The 15,369-nt window shown below is 50.2% G+C and carries 14 protein-coding genes; all 14 read left to right on the plus strand.

The window, feature by feature from the left end; translation table 11 throughout:
• The first annotated feature begins 49 nt into the window (after positions 1-49).
• From THEAM_RS09580 to THEAM_RS05535, 14 genes are read left to right on the plus strand one after another with little or no spacing between them, the layout of a single operon-like run.
• Positions 50-1,216, plus strand: coding sequence for a GumC family protein (locus THEAM_RS09580; protein ID WP_013537842.1), 1,167 nt, complete (start codon positions 50-52; stop codon positions 1,214-1,216).
• Positions 1,216-4,149, plus strand: a complete 2,934-nt coding sequence (locus tag THEAM_RS05475; protein WP_013537843.1) for an SLBB domain-containing protein — start codon at positions 1,216-1,218, stop codon at positions 4,147-4,149. Before THEAM_RS09580 ends, THEAM_RS05475 begins: the two co-directional genes overlap by 1 nt.
• Positions 4,150-4,197: 48 nt before the next feature.
• Positions 4,198-4,533 (plus strand): hypothetical protein, encoded by a 336-nt coding sequence (locus tag THEAM_RS09730; RefSeq protein WP_013537844.1) that lies wholly within the window; start codon positions 4,198-4,200, stop codon positions 4,531-4,533.
• A 50-nt stretch (positions 4,534-4,583) separates the two neighbouring features.
• The gene (locus tag THEAM_RS05485; protein WP_013537845.1) at positions 4,584-6,560 is read left to right on the plus strand and encodes a YjbH domain-containing protein; all 1,977 of its coding nucleotides are present in this window, start codon (positions 4,584-4,586) and stop codon (positions 6,558-6,560) included.
• 17 nt (positions 6,561-6,577) lie between these two features.
• On the plus strand, positions 6,578-8,086 hold the full coding sequence (gene murJ / locus THEAM_RS05490; protein ID WP_013537846.1) for a murein biosynthesis integral membrane protein MurJ: 1,509 nt from the start codon (positions 6,578-6,580) through the stop codon (positions 8,084-8,086).
• Entirely contained in the window at positions 8,087-8,845 is a 759-nt protein-coding gene (gene lgt, locus THEAM_RS05495; RefSeq protein WP_013537847.1) for a prolipoprotein diacylglyceryl transferase, read from the plus strand.
• Positions 8,845-9,759, plus strand: a complete 915-nt coding sequence (locus THEAM_RS05500) for a branched-chain amino acid transaminase (RefSeq protein WP_013537848.1) — start codon at positions 8,845-8,847, stop codon at positions 9,757-9,759. Before lgt ends, THEAM_RS05500 begins: the two co-directional genes overlap by 1 nt.
• 8 nt (positions 9,760-9,767) lie before the next feature.
• Positions 9,768-11,192, plus strand: a complete 1,425-nt coding sequence (locus tag THEAM_RS05505) for an ASKHA domain-containing protein (protein WP_013537849.1) — start codon at positions 9,768-9,770, stop codon at positions 11,190-11,192.
• A complete protein-coding gene (locus THEAM_RS05510; protein ID WP_013537850.1) occupies positions 11,189-11,443 on the plus strand; it encodes a DUF4911 domain-containing protein in 255 nt (84 codons plus the stop codon). Before THEAM_RS05505 ends, THEAM_RS05510 begins: the two co-directional genes overlap by 4 nt.
• Positions 11,444-11,454: 11 nt before the next feature.
• Positions 11,455-11,859 (plus strand): type II secretion system major pseudopilin GspG, encoded by a 405-nt coding sequence (gene gspG, locus THEAM_RS05515; RefSeq protein ID WP_041439958.1) that lies wholly within the window; start codon positions 11,455-11,457, stop codon positions 11,857-11,859.
• The gene (gene rlmB, locus THEAM_RS05520) at positions 11,859-12,578 is read left to right on the plus strand and encodes a 23S rRNA (guanosine(2251)-2'-O)-methyltransferase RlmB (RefSeq protein ID WP_013537852.1); all 720 of its coding nucleotides are present in this window, start codon (positions 11,859-11,861) and stop codon (positions 12,576-12,578) included. The genes gspG and rlmB overlap by 1 nt, the downstream gene beginning before the upstream one ends.
• A gap of 21 nt (positions 12,579-12,599) precedes the next feature.
• Positions 12,600-12,995 (plus strand): hypothetical protein, encoded by a 396-nt coding sequence (locus THEAM_RS05525; protein WP_013537853.1) that lies wholly within the window; start codon positions 12,600-12,602, stop codon positions 12,993-12,995.
• Positions 12,996-13,024: 29 nt separating this feature from the next.
• Entirely contained in the window at positions 13,025-14,029 is a 1,005-nt protein-coding gene (locus tag THEAM_RS05530) for a two-component system sensor histidine kinase NtrB (RefSeq protein ID WP_013537854.1), read from the plus strand.
• Positions 14,004-15,362, plus strand: coding sequence for a sigma-54-dependent transcriptional regulator (locus THEAM_RS05535; RefSeq protein ID WP_013537855.1), 1,359 nt, complete (start codon positions 14,004-14,006; stop codon positions 15,360-15,362). Before THEAM_RS05530 ends, THEAM_RS05535 begins: the two co-directional genes overlap by 26 nt.
• Positions 15,363-15,369: the final 7 nt, after the last annotated feature.

Genomic DNA, 15,369 nt, shown 5'->3' on the forward strand with positions numbered 1-15,369 from the left:
TGATATACTGCTACTACAAAACGAACAAGGTAACAACGGAGGACCTCCGGTGTCTGAACCTCAGAACCGTTACCCTTACTACGGGGAAGACGACGAAATAGACCTATATGAACTTTGGTTAACACTAAAAAAAAGAAAAAAGATAGTAGCGGCAGTTACCTTAATAATCACAGCAATAGGAGTTGCGTATGCCTTCCTGGCAACTCCCGTTTACAGAACTCAAACAACCCTAATACCCCTCGGGGGGAAAAGTAGTGGCCTTTCATCCATCCTTTCCTCCCTCCCTATCAGCTTACCAATTGGAGGCTCGTCATCGGGGCTAACCGTAGAGGCGGTTCTAAAAAGTAGAACCTTAAAAGAGGATATCATTAAACAATTGAATCTCCTTCCTCTTCTATTTCCAAATAAATGGGACCCAGAGACAAAGAGTTGGAAAGTTGAAGGTAACCAACATCCACCGACCGTTTTAGATGGGGTGAAGAAGCTTCAAAAACTCATGAGCACCTCAACAGATAAACAAACAGGCGTGATTACCCTTACCGTAGATTTCCCCAAAAACCCCGAAATCGCATACAAAATCGCAGAAGCAGCACTTAAGGACACTCAAAAAATTCTCAACGAAAAGAGTTTTACCGTAGCCAAGAGATACCGTATATACGTCGGTAAGCAACTGGCACTTGCAAAGGCAAAGCTGAAAGAGCTCGAGAGAATCTATCAAGAGTTTCTCGAAGGAAAGATAAAGGAAGTTCCCCTGATATTTGGCTCCTCGACCGACCTTGCAGACGTATCAAACGTGACAGACACAGCCTCAGAACCTGACGTTAAGAGTTTAAAACAGGAGATTGAAAAACTTAGAGAGAGAATCAGGCGGATACAAAGAAGCGCTCCACCGAGCTTCATCCCCGTGTCCCAGTACCAGATGAACGTTCAAAAGCTCGAAGCTCAGATGGACATCGCATTCAAACTCGTTGGCATGCTCATAAACGAATACGAAATGGCAAAAGCCCAAGAGATGAAAGAGCAGATATCCTTCCAAGTTATAGACCCCCCTTATATCCCCGAAGAAGACAAACCCTACAAACCCAAAAAAGCTCTGATAATAGCTATCAGTTTAATTGCTGGCCTCTTCATAGGAGTATTTGCAGCGTTTTTCAAAGAGTGGCTCGAAAACGCAAAAAGAAAGAAGAAGGAGCTTCCCGAAACGGAGGTTAAATAATGCGGCTTCTCATCACGCTTTTAACCCTATCAATAATAGGGCAACAAGCCTTTGCCCAATCAACTGCAGGTGTGGGCTCAATGGGAACAGTAACGGGCTCAGAAGCTGCCCAGCTCTTACAGAGCCTATCGGGTAGTTCTGCAACCCAATCTACAACCGGTGGTACCACAACAGGCGGGTTACCCGGACTGCCGGGTGAAATGGGCACAGGCGGAGGTTTAAATCAAAATACGCAAGTAGAAAACCTTAAATCGATGATAAAAAGCCTTGAGTCCCAAGAAGGAGCTTCTCAATCAGAGTCCCAAGAAAGCCAAAAAGGTGAGACAGAAGAAACACAATCGGTGTCCTCTACTGCAAGCAGCCTAACCCTATCCCCGGTAGAACAAGGCTTTTTCTCCAGAACGGCAAACCTGGGAATTAAACTTAAACAGTTCGGCTACGATTTCTTCAGAGGAAGGCCGAAAATAGCAACTGCCGTTCCCGTAGACTCAAGTTACGTTTTAGGCCCCGGAGACCAGCTGATACTCTACGTTATAGGCGCCCCGCCGAACTCAGGGATTCCTCCGGTTTTAACGCTAAACGTAGACAAAGAGGGAAAAGTCTACGTCCCGGGAGTAGGCGTTTTTTACGTATGGGGAATGACACTCGGAGAGGCTCAAAGGCTAATAGCGCGCTCTCTGGGACTCAACATAAAACTCACGGTCGGAAAACTGAGGACCTTCCCCGTTTACGTGTCGGGGGAAGTAAACAGACCCGGAGCCGTTGTAGTGACAGGTATCAACACTGTAGTTGACGCGTTAATGCTTGCTGGAGGAATTAAAAAGGACGGAACACTGAGGAACGTAATAGTCACAAGGAAAACGCCGAAAGGAATAAAGAGAATCCACATAGACTTTTACAAGCTGCTCCTCAAAGGTGAACCTGTAGACATCAGACTGAAAGACGGCGACGTCATATTCGTAGGTCCCATAGGAAAAGTCGCAGGTGTCGGAGGTAGAGTTAAAAGACCTGCCATTTACGAGCTTAAAGGGGGTGAAACCCTTAAAGACCTAATTCAGATGGCAGGAGGAGTTCTCCCGTCAAGTTACAGGTACAAAGTAACCATTCAGCGCTACGAAAACCACCAGTTCTTAAAACTCATCCAGGGGAACCTGTCTAACCCGGCGTTTATGAACCAAAAAGTAAAAGACGGAGACCTCGTCCTAATAAAGCAAGTTTTATCGGTTCCGCAAAACGCCGTACTCGTTACCGGGTACACCCCCTACCCGGGAATGTACCAGTTTAAACCCGGACTCAAACTCTCCCAGCTCCTCAAGCCCGACTTCTTTTTCAGCGACTCAAACATGAAGTTTGCATACATAAAGAGAATTTATCCGCCCGGCTCTGAGCCCAGATACATAGCCTTTGCTCCGGAAGATGTCCTTGCAGGAACCTTTGACCTCACCCTTGAACCCCAAGACACAATAGTGCTGTTCAGATTCGGCCAAGACCAAGAAATAGACTTCAACAAAATAAGAGACGCATTTGTAGTAAAAGGGGAAATCAACTACCCGGGAGTCTACGCTTACAAGAAAGGGGAACACATCTCCGATATCCTTAAACCCTCCTTACTTACCCTCAACACAAACCTCGACTACGCCGAAATAGACAGAAGAGACCCAAAAACTTTAGATATAGTTAAAATAATCGGGTTCTCACCGGCCAAAGTCCTCGCCGGGAAAGAGGACATAGAGATTAAACCTCTGGACGTTATCAGATTCTTCCCTAAGTTCATCTACCCGCCGATAAAGGTTTCCGGCCTTGTTAAACACTCCTACTACATTCCCTACCACAAAGGTATAAAGCTCTCTGAAGCGCTTTCAAAGGCCCAGTTTGAAGGCGATGTAAAGAACCTGAAAGTTGAGATATTCAGAAGCGAGCAGAGCAGCGAAAAGTCACAAACATCTTTAGAGAAGGCCGAAAACATTCAAGTTAAAGCAACACAGGGAGAAGAGCTTATCAAAGAGAATAAAGGAACGGTATACCTTTACGACCTACTCATAAAACACAACAAAGACGTAGACATCACCCTGAAACCGGGCGATAGGCTCGTCATCCAGAAAGTTGCTCCGGATGAGATAGTAGAAAAAGTCAGCGTAATGGGATACGTAAACAGGCCCGGCGTCTTCAAGATTAACGATAAAACAACCCTTTACGACGTTCTCAAAGCGGCAGGCGGCTTCAGGCCCGATGCCTTCCCCCAAGGAATTATCATCCTGAGAGAGTCTGTAAGAAAAATGCAGGAAGAGAGACTCCAGAAGGCCATAGCCCTCATGAAACAGCAGCTTGAGAAAGAAGAAGCAGGGGTAATGCAGTCAGACTTAACAGCTGAAGAGCTTCGCGCCCGCCAGGCCGCATTTGAGGCTAAGAGGAAACTCCTGGCAGAACTCGAGAAAGTTCAGGTAACGGGAAGGATTTCGGGCATAAAGGTCCCCTTCGACCTTGAAAAGCTGAAAAACTCACCCTACAACATCCTCCTTGAAGACGGAGACAGGATAATAGTTCCCAAAAGACCCCAAAGCGTGCTGATATTTGGAGAGGTCTACAACCCGTCGGCGTTCGTATACAAGAAAGGCATAACGGTAAGAGACTGCATAGCACTTGCCGGAGGCTTAACAAGGGATGCAGATAAAGAGAACATATTCGTAATAAAGGCAGACGGAACCACGGTTTCCTCAAATGAGGGCAGCAGCCTCATCTCCTGGGACGGAGTTAGAAAGCGGTTCATCTGGGGCGGTAGCAGCTCCATACTCGACTATAAACTGCAACCGGGAGATGCGGTTATAGTACCCACAAAAATCCACGTTCCGATTATGTGGAGGCCCCTCATAAGGGATGTTGTGCAGATAATCTACCAGTCCGCACTTACCGTTTACACAATTTCAAAGCTGTGATAGGATTTTTGTATATATTTAAGGATGAACACCCTTAAGGAGGGGACTATGAAGAAATTTCTCGGTATCGTAACAGCACTCATGCTCATGACAACACCTGCCTTTGCAGCAGCCGAAGCCGGAGCAGCAGGTGCAGGCGGTGCCGGTGGTGCAAGCGCCGGAGCAGCAGGTGCAGCAGGCGCAGCAGCCGGTGCCGGAGCAGGTGTAGGAGCAGGTGCTGCTGCAACCGGAGCCGCAGTAGGAGCGGCAGCTGCAGGAGCCGCAGCTGCAACATCTGCAGCAATCGCTGCAGGAGCCGTAGTTGCAGCATCCGTTGTTTCTGCTACAGCAGCGGCCGGAAGCGACACAACACCTGCACACATCGCAGTTGTAGCTCACCACTAACAACAACTCCCGCCGGGCTCTGTGCCCGGCATACAGGGTAAAAAGGGGTGATGAAAAAACTCACAAAGATTCGGGGTTTTGTTTTATTAACTACGCTTTTTGTAACCCTCTCAACAACAAAAAGAGAAGCCCTTGGATACGACATACTCTCAAACTTCGGTAGAACGGGCCTACTTGAGATACCGACAGCCTACGTAATACAGGACGGACACCTGGCCTTCGGAACCTCTTACGTTTACCCCTACCTCAGGTTCTACGGAAACGTAGGCTTCTTCCCCGGCCTTGAGCTGGGAGGAGACATAACCGAAATCAGAGATGTAGTTGTAAAGGGAGGCATTTGGACAGGATACGGCTTTTATAAAGACAAAGCCTTCTTTGCAAAATACCAGATACTACCGGAAACAGAAAAATTTCCTGCAATAGCCGTAGGGTGGGACGACTTTCACGGAACCAAACTATTTGAATCAAAGTACTTCGTCATCTCAAAGTACATAGACACCGGAATTCCCCAAAACGTAACAATCGGCTATTCTACGGGAGTTTTAAAAGGCCCCCTCTTCGGTTCTGAAATACTGCTACATCCGAAATTCTCGTTCATAACCGAATACGCCCCGATAAAGAAAAGTAAATACTTCGGCTTAGAAGACAAAAAAATCAGGAGCAAGTGGAACTTCGGGTTAAAGTGGCAACCCCTCTCCTGGGCCCAGTTTGTCCTCTCCTATCAGAGGGGAAAGGAGATAGGCTTAAACGTTAACGTTAACATGCCGATGGGCAAACCTTGGCTGCCCCACAAACCGAGGTATTTCGTTCTAACAAAAAGAGACGTTTACCTGATAAAACACAACAAACAGACGGCGTTTTTTGAGTCCGCCCTCAAAAGGCTCGACTTCGAGTACCCTGCTGTTTACGTAAAAGGTAATACCCTCTACATAGAGTACTCGAATAAAGGGTACTTTTACGAATCTGTTGCCCTTAGAAAGGCCCTTTCAATATTCAGAGTTGTTTACTTCCCGAACGTAAAGAAGGTTGTTATAGTCTTAAAGGAGAAGAACATACCTGTTACGGAGATTGAACTCCCGGGCTACCTCATAAACGCCTACCTAAAAGGGCAGATAACTTATAAGGAGCTGCTAAACAGAGCCGGATATACAATTGCTCCGAACTACAAGCCCAAAATAGACCTCAAGCTCTCCAATCCCCAGATAACCGGAGCGATAAAGCTAAGGACCTTCCTCAACGACCCTTCGGGAGCACTTAAGTACAAATTGAGCTACGACGTAGGAGTCAGGGAGTACTTCTTGAACAACTTCATATTCGACGCAAAAGTGATACTTCCCATAAAGAACAACATCTACAGCGTAGTTCCTCCCCTGATGAAGCACCCCGTAAGGAGTGACATAGATAAGTACTTGAACAACAAACACCCGGATATTCCGACCCTTGCCGTAAGTTACGTATCGCCGATTGCCAAAGGAACGTTTGTAGGAGTGTCTGCCGGGTATAACGAACTCATGTTTGCAGGAGTAGGAGGAGACGTTATCCACTTTTTCGGTGACGGCAGGTTTGCGGCAGGCTTCGGCGGCGACTGGGTAAGGAAGAGGGATTCGGAGCACCCCTTAAGGCTGAAGAACTACGGGTTCCATGACCTCTACGTCAGTGCCCATTACGTTACCACTTACCCAGAACTTCACTTCACCGTTAAGGCAGGCAGGTTCCTTGCAGGCGACAAAGGGGTAAGGTTCGAAGTATCAAGGGTCGTTAAAGGGTTCGAGGTAGGATTCTGGTACACCTACTCCGACACTTCCGACTTTACCGGAGCAAACAAAAACTACCACGATAAGGGCGTTTTCGTAGCGGTTCCCCTGAGGATGTTCAAGTGGAGAGACACAAAACAGGTTGGTTACTACTCGATTTCTCCGTGGACAAGGGACGTGGGCCAGCTGGCCGGAAGGCCGCTCGATGTTTACAGGCTCTTAATGGATAAGATGCCCTTTTATCTGAAGGACAAAGCCGGGGCCAGCGAGTAGGTTGTATAATTGGCCCCATGACAAGGTCCGTAATACGAAGTGCAGCTGTTGTTTCCGCCTCCATACTCTCAAGTAGAGTTCTCGGTCTGCTAAGAGACGTTGTTATAGCCTCCACATTCGGAGCTTCAACCCTCAGCGACACCTTCTTTGTAGCTTTCAGAATCCCCAACTTACTCAGGCGGATATTCGCAGAAGGGGCCTTCAGTTCCGTTTTCGTCCCGGCCTTCACTAAGGAGCTTCAGCTCTCAAGGGAAAGGGCCCTCCAGTTTGCCTCAAGGGTCTTAGGCACGCTGCTCATCCTCCTTACGGCTACGGTAGTGGCAGGAGAGCTCCTTGCCCCCCTCATCGTAAAGGCAGTAGCACCGGGGTTTTCGGGGGAGAGCTTCCGCCACGCCGTGAAACTACTAAGAGAGATGTTCCCCTACATAGCTCTCATCAGCCTCACTGCTTTCTACGGCGGAGTTCTCAACAGCCTTAACCACTTTTTCGCCCCATCCTTCTCAACAACCCTCTTCAACCTGGCACTGATAGTCAGCGCCCTAACACTCGGCAAGTGGCTTTCGGTAGAGGCTTTAGCCGTAGGGGTTATAGCGGGCGGAATTCTCCAACTGCTTCTCGTTACGGCCTTTGCCAAGAGAGAGGGAGCACTGGTAAGGCCGACATTTCGGCTAACGCCGAAGGTCAAGGAAACCATCAAGAACATGATTCCGGGCCTTTTCAGCTTTGCCGTTAGACAGATATCTATGCTGATAGACACGGTAATGGCCTCCTTCCTTGCGGCGGGAGCAATCTCCTACCTTTACTACGCCAACAGGTTCGTTCAACTGCCGCTGGGAATGTTCGCAATAGGGCTATCCCAGGTACTCCTTCCCCGCTTCTCAAGGAGGAGCGGAGCCGGACTGAAAGAGGAGATAGAAATCGGCATCAGGCTCTGCAGCGCCCTCATAATTCCGGCGGCCGTAGGCCTCACACTTTTTGGAATGCCGATAATAGACCTCATCTTTAACCACGGAGCCTTCAGCGATAAAGCCCTGAAGTACACCTACTACACGCTAATAGGCTACAGTGTGGGTCTTTTCTTCTTCTCACTCGAAAAAATAGTAACCAACGCCTACTACTCCCTTGAGGAGTTCTCGCTTCCCGTGAAAATATCGGCCCTTACCCTGGGGTTCAACGGGCTGTTCAACCTCGTTTTCTGCTTTCTCCTCAACTTAGGGACTATGGGGCTGGCCCTCGGAACGAGCCTAACATCCCTGATAAACCTCACCCTCCTCATCAGATTCCTGAAAAGGCGCTTCTCGATAGAAATCCTCAACGAAACGGTAAAAGCCGGAGCCAAGTACACCTTACTCTCGCTACCCGTAGGGGTAATTGCGGCGGCGGGCAGCAAGCTTTACAGAGTGAACATGCCGACGGCGGAAAAACTCCTTATTGTAGGAATCACCGTTACCGCCGCAGCAACAGTTTACGCCGTTACCCTTTACATCACAAAAGACCCAATAATACAGTCGCTGAAGGAGGGTTAAATGCACCCGATACTCTTTAAGCTCGGCCCCATAACCATTTACACCTACGGAGTTATGGTTGCCCTCGGCATCTTCTTCGGCTCAATGATTCTGGTCCGCCTTGCGGAGAGGGAAGGGATAAAGAGGGAAGACGTTGTAGACGTGGCCTTCTGGAGTGTAGTTGCAGGATTTGTAGGGGCAAGGCTCTTCTTCTTCCTATACAACCCCCAGTACGCCCACCCGTGGTACACGGTGCTCTTCTTCTGGCAGGGAGGACTCGTTTGGTACGGCGGAGTCCTGTTCGGCGGTGCGGTTGCGGCCTACCTAATCTGGAAGAGGAGGATTCCCGTTTGGAAGTTTGCAGACATTGTATCGATAGCCCTGTCTGTAGGCCTGGGGTTCGGAAGAATAGGGTGCACAATGGCGGGATGCTGCTACGGTAAAGTGTGCCACGCACCTTTTGCCATAGTGTTTACAAATCCCCACAGTGCGGCCCCTCTAAACGTTCCCCTCTACCCGACCCAGCCCATCTCCTCGGCCGCAAACTTCCTTATAGCGGCAATCTTGTACCTGCTCTACAGGAGGAGGAAGGCCCCCGGAGAGGTCTTCGGGTTCTACCTGATTCTCTACGGAATCTTCAGGTTCCTCATAGAGTTCTGGAGGGCCACACCGAAGGAAATCTTTGGAGCCCTTAGCAATAACCAGGTTATAAGTATTATAATGGTGGCTGCAGGAATCTTTATCGTCTGGTACCGGAGAAAATCACAGGAGGCTGATTGATGGGAAGGTTTGCTTACTTTGAGGGCAAGTTCGTCCCGGTAGAGGAGGCAAACATAAACATCCAGACCAACTCCTTCCACTACGGAACCGCAGTTTTTGAAGGTATAAGGGCCTACTGGAACGAAGAGAAAAAGCAGCTCTTCGGACTCTTTGTTAAGGAACACTACGAAAGGATGCTTGCAAACTGCAAGATACTGAACTTAAAAGTTGAGAAAAGCGCCCAGGAGCTTACCGAGATTACCGTAGAGCTACTACGCCGCTGCGGCCACAGGGAAGACACCTACATCAGGCCGATAGCCTACTTTGCAGACCTGAAAATCTCTCCGAAGCTCATCGGTTACAAAACAGAGCTGGCAATATACACCGTTCCCTTAGGAGACTACCTGGACCTTTCAAGGGGCTTAAAGGCCAAAACTGCATCGTGGCACAGGATAAACGACACCATGATTCCGGCCCGCTGTAAAGTTGCCGGAGCATACGTAAACAGTGCCTTTGCAAAAACGGAGGCCCTCCTAAACGGCTACGACGAGGCGATAATGCTCAACCCCGACGGAACGGTTGCCGAAGGTAGCGGAGAAAACGTCTTTATAGTGAGAAACGGCAAACTCATAACCACCCCTTCGGCCTCGAACATACTGGAAGGGATAACGAGGAATGCCGTTATCCACCTTGCAAGGGAAGAGCTCGGAATAGAGGTTGAAGAGCGGCCGATTTTAAGAAGTGAACTCTACGTTGCAGACGAGGTCTTCTACACCGGAACGGCAGCACAGGTTGCCCCCGTGGTGCAGGTTGACCACGTTGTAATAGGAAACGGCGAGGTAGGGCCGGTAACAAAGAGGCTACAGGAAATCTACTTCTCGATAGTAAAGGGCAACAACCCCAAATATGAACACTGGTTAACTCCGGTTTACTAAGGTCGGCGTTGAAAGTTGAAGTATCGGTTCCCGAGGGGAAAAGCCTCTACCAAGTTCTGCGGGAAGAGGGGCTAATAAAGTCGGCCTACTGCGGAGGTAGGGGCATTTGCGGCAAGTGCAGGGTAAGGCTCGGAGGGAAAGAGGAGCTCGCCTGCCTTGTTTTCGGTCCCTTTGAAGGCGAGGTAGAGATAGAGGAGGAGCTCCTAACAGCTCCGGGGGAGAACCTCCCCCCCATTCCGCCTACCGGGAAAAGCGGCTTTGGAGTTGCCCTCGACGTGGGAACAACGGGGGTAGAAGCGGCCCTTTTTGAGCTCTGCTCTGGCAAGTTTGTAAAGAGCGTAAAAGGGGTTAACCTCCAAGCCTCCTTCGGGGCCGACATCGTAACCAGGGTAGAGCTGGCAAGGGAGCATTACGGCAAACAGAGGGAGCTCCTTTTAAAAACCGTAGAGCTCCTCCTTAAAGAGCTTCCGGCAAAGCCAACAGAGGTGGTGGCGGTGTGCAACTCGGTTATCCACCACTTCCTGCTGGGCTTACCGGTTTCCGGCTTTGAGCGCTACCCATTCAAGCTCTACGAGCGAGAGCCGGTAGAGACAACCGGCAGGGAGCTCGGGCTCGACGGCTTCCCCTCAACCAAGTTCATACTTCCCCCTCCCCTTGAGAGCTTCGTAGGCTCGGATTTACTTGCAAACCTACACTACCTTACAGCAGAGGGCCGCACGAACTTTACGGTTGCAGACCTCGGAACGAACGCCGAAATAGCCCGCTGGGAAAAGGGGGAGGGCGTTGCCACCTCGGTTCCGGCGGGCCCGGCTTTCGAGGGCGTAGGGCTATTTTCGGGCATGAGGGCCGTTGAAGGGGCCGTTTACAAAGTCTTCTTCGACGGAAGGAGCTTCCGTTTCCTCACAATAGGCAACAGAAAGCCCGAAGGCATCTGCGCAAGCGGCTACTTCGACCTCATCTACCTGCTCAAGAGCTTCCGAGCCCTGAACTCCGAAGGCACCTTTACGGAAGAGGCCCCGCCCCTAATAAGGGAGCGCATACGAGAAATCAACGGAGAAAAGGCCTTCCTCCTCTACAGCGACCCCGAAAGGGAAGTGGCCCTAACCCAGAGCGACATCAGGAAGTTCATGCTGGCAAAGGCGGGCGTTTACGGAGCCCTGAAAACACTAACGGAGGGAACACCTCCGAAAGAGCTCATATTCTCGGGGGCCTTCGGCAGCCACCTGAGCGAAAGGAGCGTTAAAGGAGTGAAGCTCATCCCCTCTCAGCTTCCGCCCCCCGAACCGGCAGGCAACCTTGCCCTTAAAGGTGCGGCACTTACCCTCTCAACCGGAGTGGAGCCGTTTAAGAAGCTGAAAGAGAAGCTCAGCCACGTTGAGCTTGCAGGTAACAAAACCTTCGAAAAAGCCTACGTAGAGGGACTCGAGCTGTGAAAGAGCTGATAAAGGGGAGAAACCTCCTGTGCAGGGTAGACCCAAAAGACATCGCCTTCATAAACGCCATATTTGAGTGGTACCACGAAATAGGAACGGTAAGGACCAGAGACCCCAAAGAGGGACTCATAGAGATATGGATAGTCCCGGACTTCTACCAGGAAGCCCTAAAAGCCATAGATTACCTTAGAGGATTTGTAAAAAAACTCGAAGTCATAAAGGAAGTGGGAGACGACTGGTGGAGAGAGTAACGGAGGTAAAAATGGAGCGCAGAAGGAGAGGATTCACCCTTATAGAGCTTATGGTTGTAATCGTTATCCTCGGGCTGCTTGCGGCCCTTGTAGCTCCGAAATTCCTCAAAAGGGGAGAAGAGGCCAAAGTAACAACCACAAAGGTCCAGATGAAAAACATAGAACAGGCGCTAAAGCTCTACAAACTCAACAACTCCCTCTACCCCACAACCGAGCAGGGACTCAAAGCGCTCGTTGAAAAACCCACAACCCCTCCGGTTCCGAGAAACTGGAAGGGCCCCTATATGGATAAAATTCCAAAAGACGCATGGGGTAACAACTTTATCTACGTTTCAAACGGTAAACACTTTACCCTCATCTCCCCCGGCCCCGACGGAGAAGAGGGAACATCAGACGACCTGAAGGTGAGCGACTGATGGTTATCTACGGCGTTAACCCGGTGGCGGAGGCCCTCAGGGCCGGCTACCCGATAATGAAAATCTTCGTTGAGAAGAACTTCAAAGACAGGGAAAAGGTCCTTGAAACCGCCAGGCAGGCGGGGATAAAAGTAGTAAAAACAACAAAGCAGAAACTCACAGAGCTCGCAAAAACAACCAAACACCAGGGAATAGTGGCCCTTGTATCCCCGGTAGAGCCGAAACCCTTCGAAGAGCTGGCCCAAAAGGCGGTAGAGGAGAACGGATACCTGCTCTTCTTAGACAGAATAGAAGACCCCCACAACCTCGGGGCGATTTTCAGGTCGGCAGACGCGTTCAAGGTAACGGGCATAGTAATTCCCAGGGACCGCAGCGTTACGGTAACGGAAACAGTTGCCAAAACCTCAACGGGAGCCCTCTTCTACGTGCCCTTCGCAGTCGTAAACAGCTTCGTTACGGCCCTCCGCGAGTTCAAAGAGATGGGGGGCTGGCTTGTAGGCCTTGAGGCCGGCGGAAAACCGCTATCGAAGTTTGAGTTCCCGTTTCCCTTGGGGCTCGTTGCAGGCTCGGAAGGAAGGGGACTCTCCCGCTCTACGGTTAAACAGCTGGACGAACTGGTAGAAATAGAGATGGGGGGCCACGTTAACTCCCTAAACGTTTCCAATGCCGTTGCAATCGGCCTTTATAAGGTGTTCTGCCAACGCTATATTAATAGTTAATCACCACACCAGGGAGGAGAGATGGAAGAGCTTAAAGGTAAACTCGTGTTCATTCAAACAGCCGGAGGAGAAGCAGTTCCTACATCGGGGATTATCGGCGTTGTAGAAGAGATTACCCCCGACTTTATCAAGCTGAAAGAGGCCGGCGTTTTCGCCCTCGTTCCCACAACAAAGGGGGCTCAGGCTACGATAATGCCGATGGACCCTACTGCAAACGAACCGGTTGAAGCCTACCTCGTAAGGCAACAGGTGGCCGCCATCGTTCCCGTCGGCGACCGCTCAAGGCTTAAAGAGTTCCACCAGCAGTTCAAGGCGGCTGCGGCCGGAATAGAGCTTCCGAGCGCAGGAGCCCTCGAGCTCAACAAACTCAAAGAGTTCCAAAAGGGCGGTAACAACAAAGGAGGACTTCAGCTGTAGGGCCTTAGGGCCCTACAGCCTTAAAAACCATGGAGGCAGAAGACCTTCTCTTCTCCCTTCCCTTCCCGACCCTCCTGGTGAACGGAGAGGGGAAAGTAGAGAAAGTCAACCAAAAACTTGAGTTCCTATTAAACAAATCCGAGAAGTTCCTCCGGGGCAAAAGCCTAACCGAACTCTTCGATGAAGGGTACAAACTCCAGAAACAGGCCGAAAGGTCCTACACAGAAGAGATAGAAGTTGTAGGCTTTCCCTTTAAAGAGTTCTTCGTCCACTTCTCACCCCTGTTTGTCTCCTCGAGGAAAAAAGGCGTTGTTGTCCAGTTTGAACCCAGACCGGAAAACCCGTTCTCCGTAGACCCCAAACTGCTCCTGAGGGGGCTATCCCACGAGCTCAGGAATCCCTTGGGAGGAATAAAAGGGGCCGCAAAGCTGTTCATGGAGCTTAAAAGCTACGACGAAGAACTCGCCCAAGTGATAGTTGAAGAGGTAGAGAGAATAGAGCGGCTGCTGAACGACATCTCAAAGGGCTTCGACTTCTCAAGGCCCACTTTCAAAAGGGAGAACATACACAAACTCATCCAGAAAACCTTAGACCTCTTCAAGGGAGAGCTTCTCTCGAAAAACATAGAAGTAAACTGCCTGTTCGACCCCTCACTGCCCGAAATTCCCCTCGACCCGGATAAAATACAGCAGGCACTGGTCAACCTTATAAAAAACGCCATAGAGGCCGTGGAAAGGTCGGAAAGGCGAGTGATAACAGTTGAAACAGGCTACGCCATACGGCCGGCAGATTTCATCTTCATAAAGGTAAAGGACACCGGGAAAGGCATGAGCCCGAATGAGCTCAAAAACTACGGGCAGCCCTTCTTCTCCTCAAAGGAGGAAGGTACGGGCCTTGGAACCTTCATAGTGAACGAAATAGTAAAGGGCCACGGCGGCCAGCTCAAAGTAAAAAGCGAGCCCGGAGTAGGAACGGAAGTAACCCTTTTAATCCCTATGAAGAGGAGAGATGGCGAAAATCCTCGTAGCAGATGACGAAAAAAGCATAAGGCTTGTTCTGAAAAAGTACTTAACCTCCAAAGGACACAGCGTGATAGAGGCCTCAAACGGCGAAGAGGCCCTGAAGGCTATAAGGGAGCAGAAACCCGACGTTGCCTTCATAGACATAAAAATGCCCAAGCTCGACGGCCTATCGCTCCTGAAGCGGGTAAAAGAGATTCCCGTTGTAATACTCACGGCCTACGGAACCATGGAGTACACCGTAAAAGCGATGGAGCTGGGGGCAGTAGACTACCTCACAAAGCCATTCTCCTTTGAGGAGATAGAAGAGGTCCTCTCAAAAATACTTGCGGCACCGCCAACCGGCCAGGAGAGCGAGTCCGGCGGCGACATAGTGGGAAGCTCCAAGAAGATGCAAGAAGTGTTTAAGCTCGTAGGCAGGGTGGCAAAGAGCTCCATAACCGTTCTCATAACCGGAGAGAGCGGAACGGGAAAAGAAGTTATCGCAAGGGCAATCCACAACTTCTCCGACAGGAAGGAGAAACCCTTCATAGCCGTAAACTGTGCGGCACTCCCTCCGAACCTGCTGGAAGCCGAACTCTTCGGCTACGAAAAAGGGGCCTTTACCGGGGCCACAACCTCCAAAAAGGGGCTCTTTGAACAGGCAAACGGCGGAACGCTGTTCTTAGACGAAATAGGGGAGCTTCCGGTAGAGCTTCAGGCCAAGCTCCTCAGGGTCCTCCAGGAGAAAGAGGTTCGGCCCATCGGCGGAACAAAAAGCAGGAAAGTAGACGTTAGGGTCATAGCAGCAACAAACCGAGACCTTGAAGAGGAAGTCAAAAAGGGCAACTTCCGGGAAGACCTCTACTTCCGACTAAACGTTGTAAAGATAGAGCTTCCCCCCTTAAGGGAGCGCAGGGAAGACATCCTCCCCCTTGCCCACCACTTCATAAAGAAGTTCTCCGGCGAGTTCAAGTTAGAGCCGAAAGAGCTGAGCGAAGACGCAGTTGAGTTCCTCCTCTCCTACGACTTCCCGGGAAACGTAAGGGAGCTCGAGAACATGATTCTAAGGGCCATGGTCCTCTCATCCGGCAAAGTCATAAGCCGCTCAGACCTTACCCCACAGGAAGGGAGAGGGCCGGAAAAGAGCATAGAGGAGGCCGTTCGCTCCATGCTCGTTAAACTGCTCTCGGTAGAGCAGAAAGAGCCCAACAACCTCTACAGCCTGATAGTGAAGTCGGCCGAGAAGGTGGTCATATCGGAGGTTTTGAAGTTCTGCAACTTCAACCAGGTTAAGGCGGCCAAAATCCTCGGAATCCACAGAAACACGCTACGGAAGAAGATAAGGGAGCTCGGAATAAAAGTTTGACATACAT

Origin of the sequence: Thermovibrio ammonificans HB-1, assembly GCF_000185805.1 — a bacterium.
GTDB lineage: Bacteria > Aquificota > Aquificia > Desulfurobacteriales > Desulfurobacteriaceae > Thermovibrio > Thermovibrio ammonificans.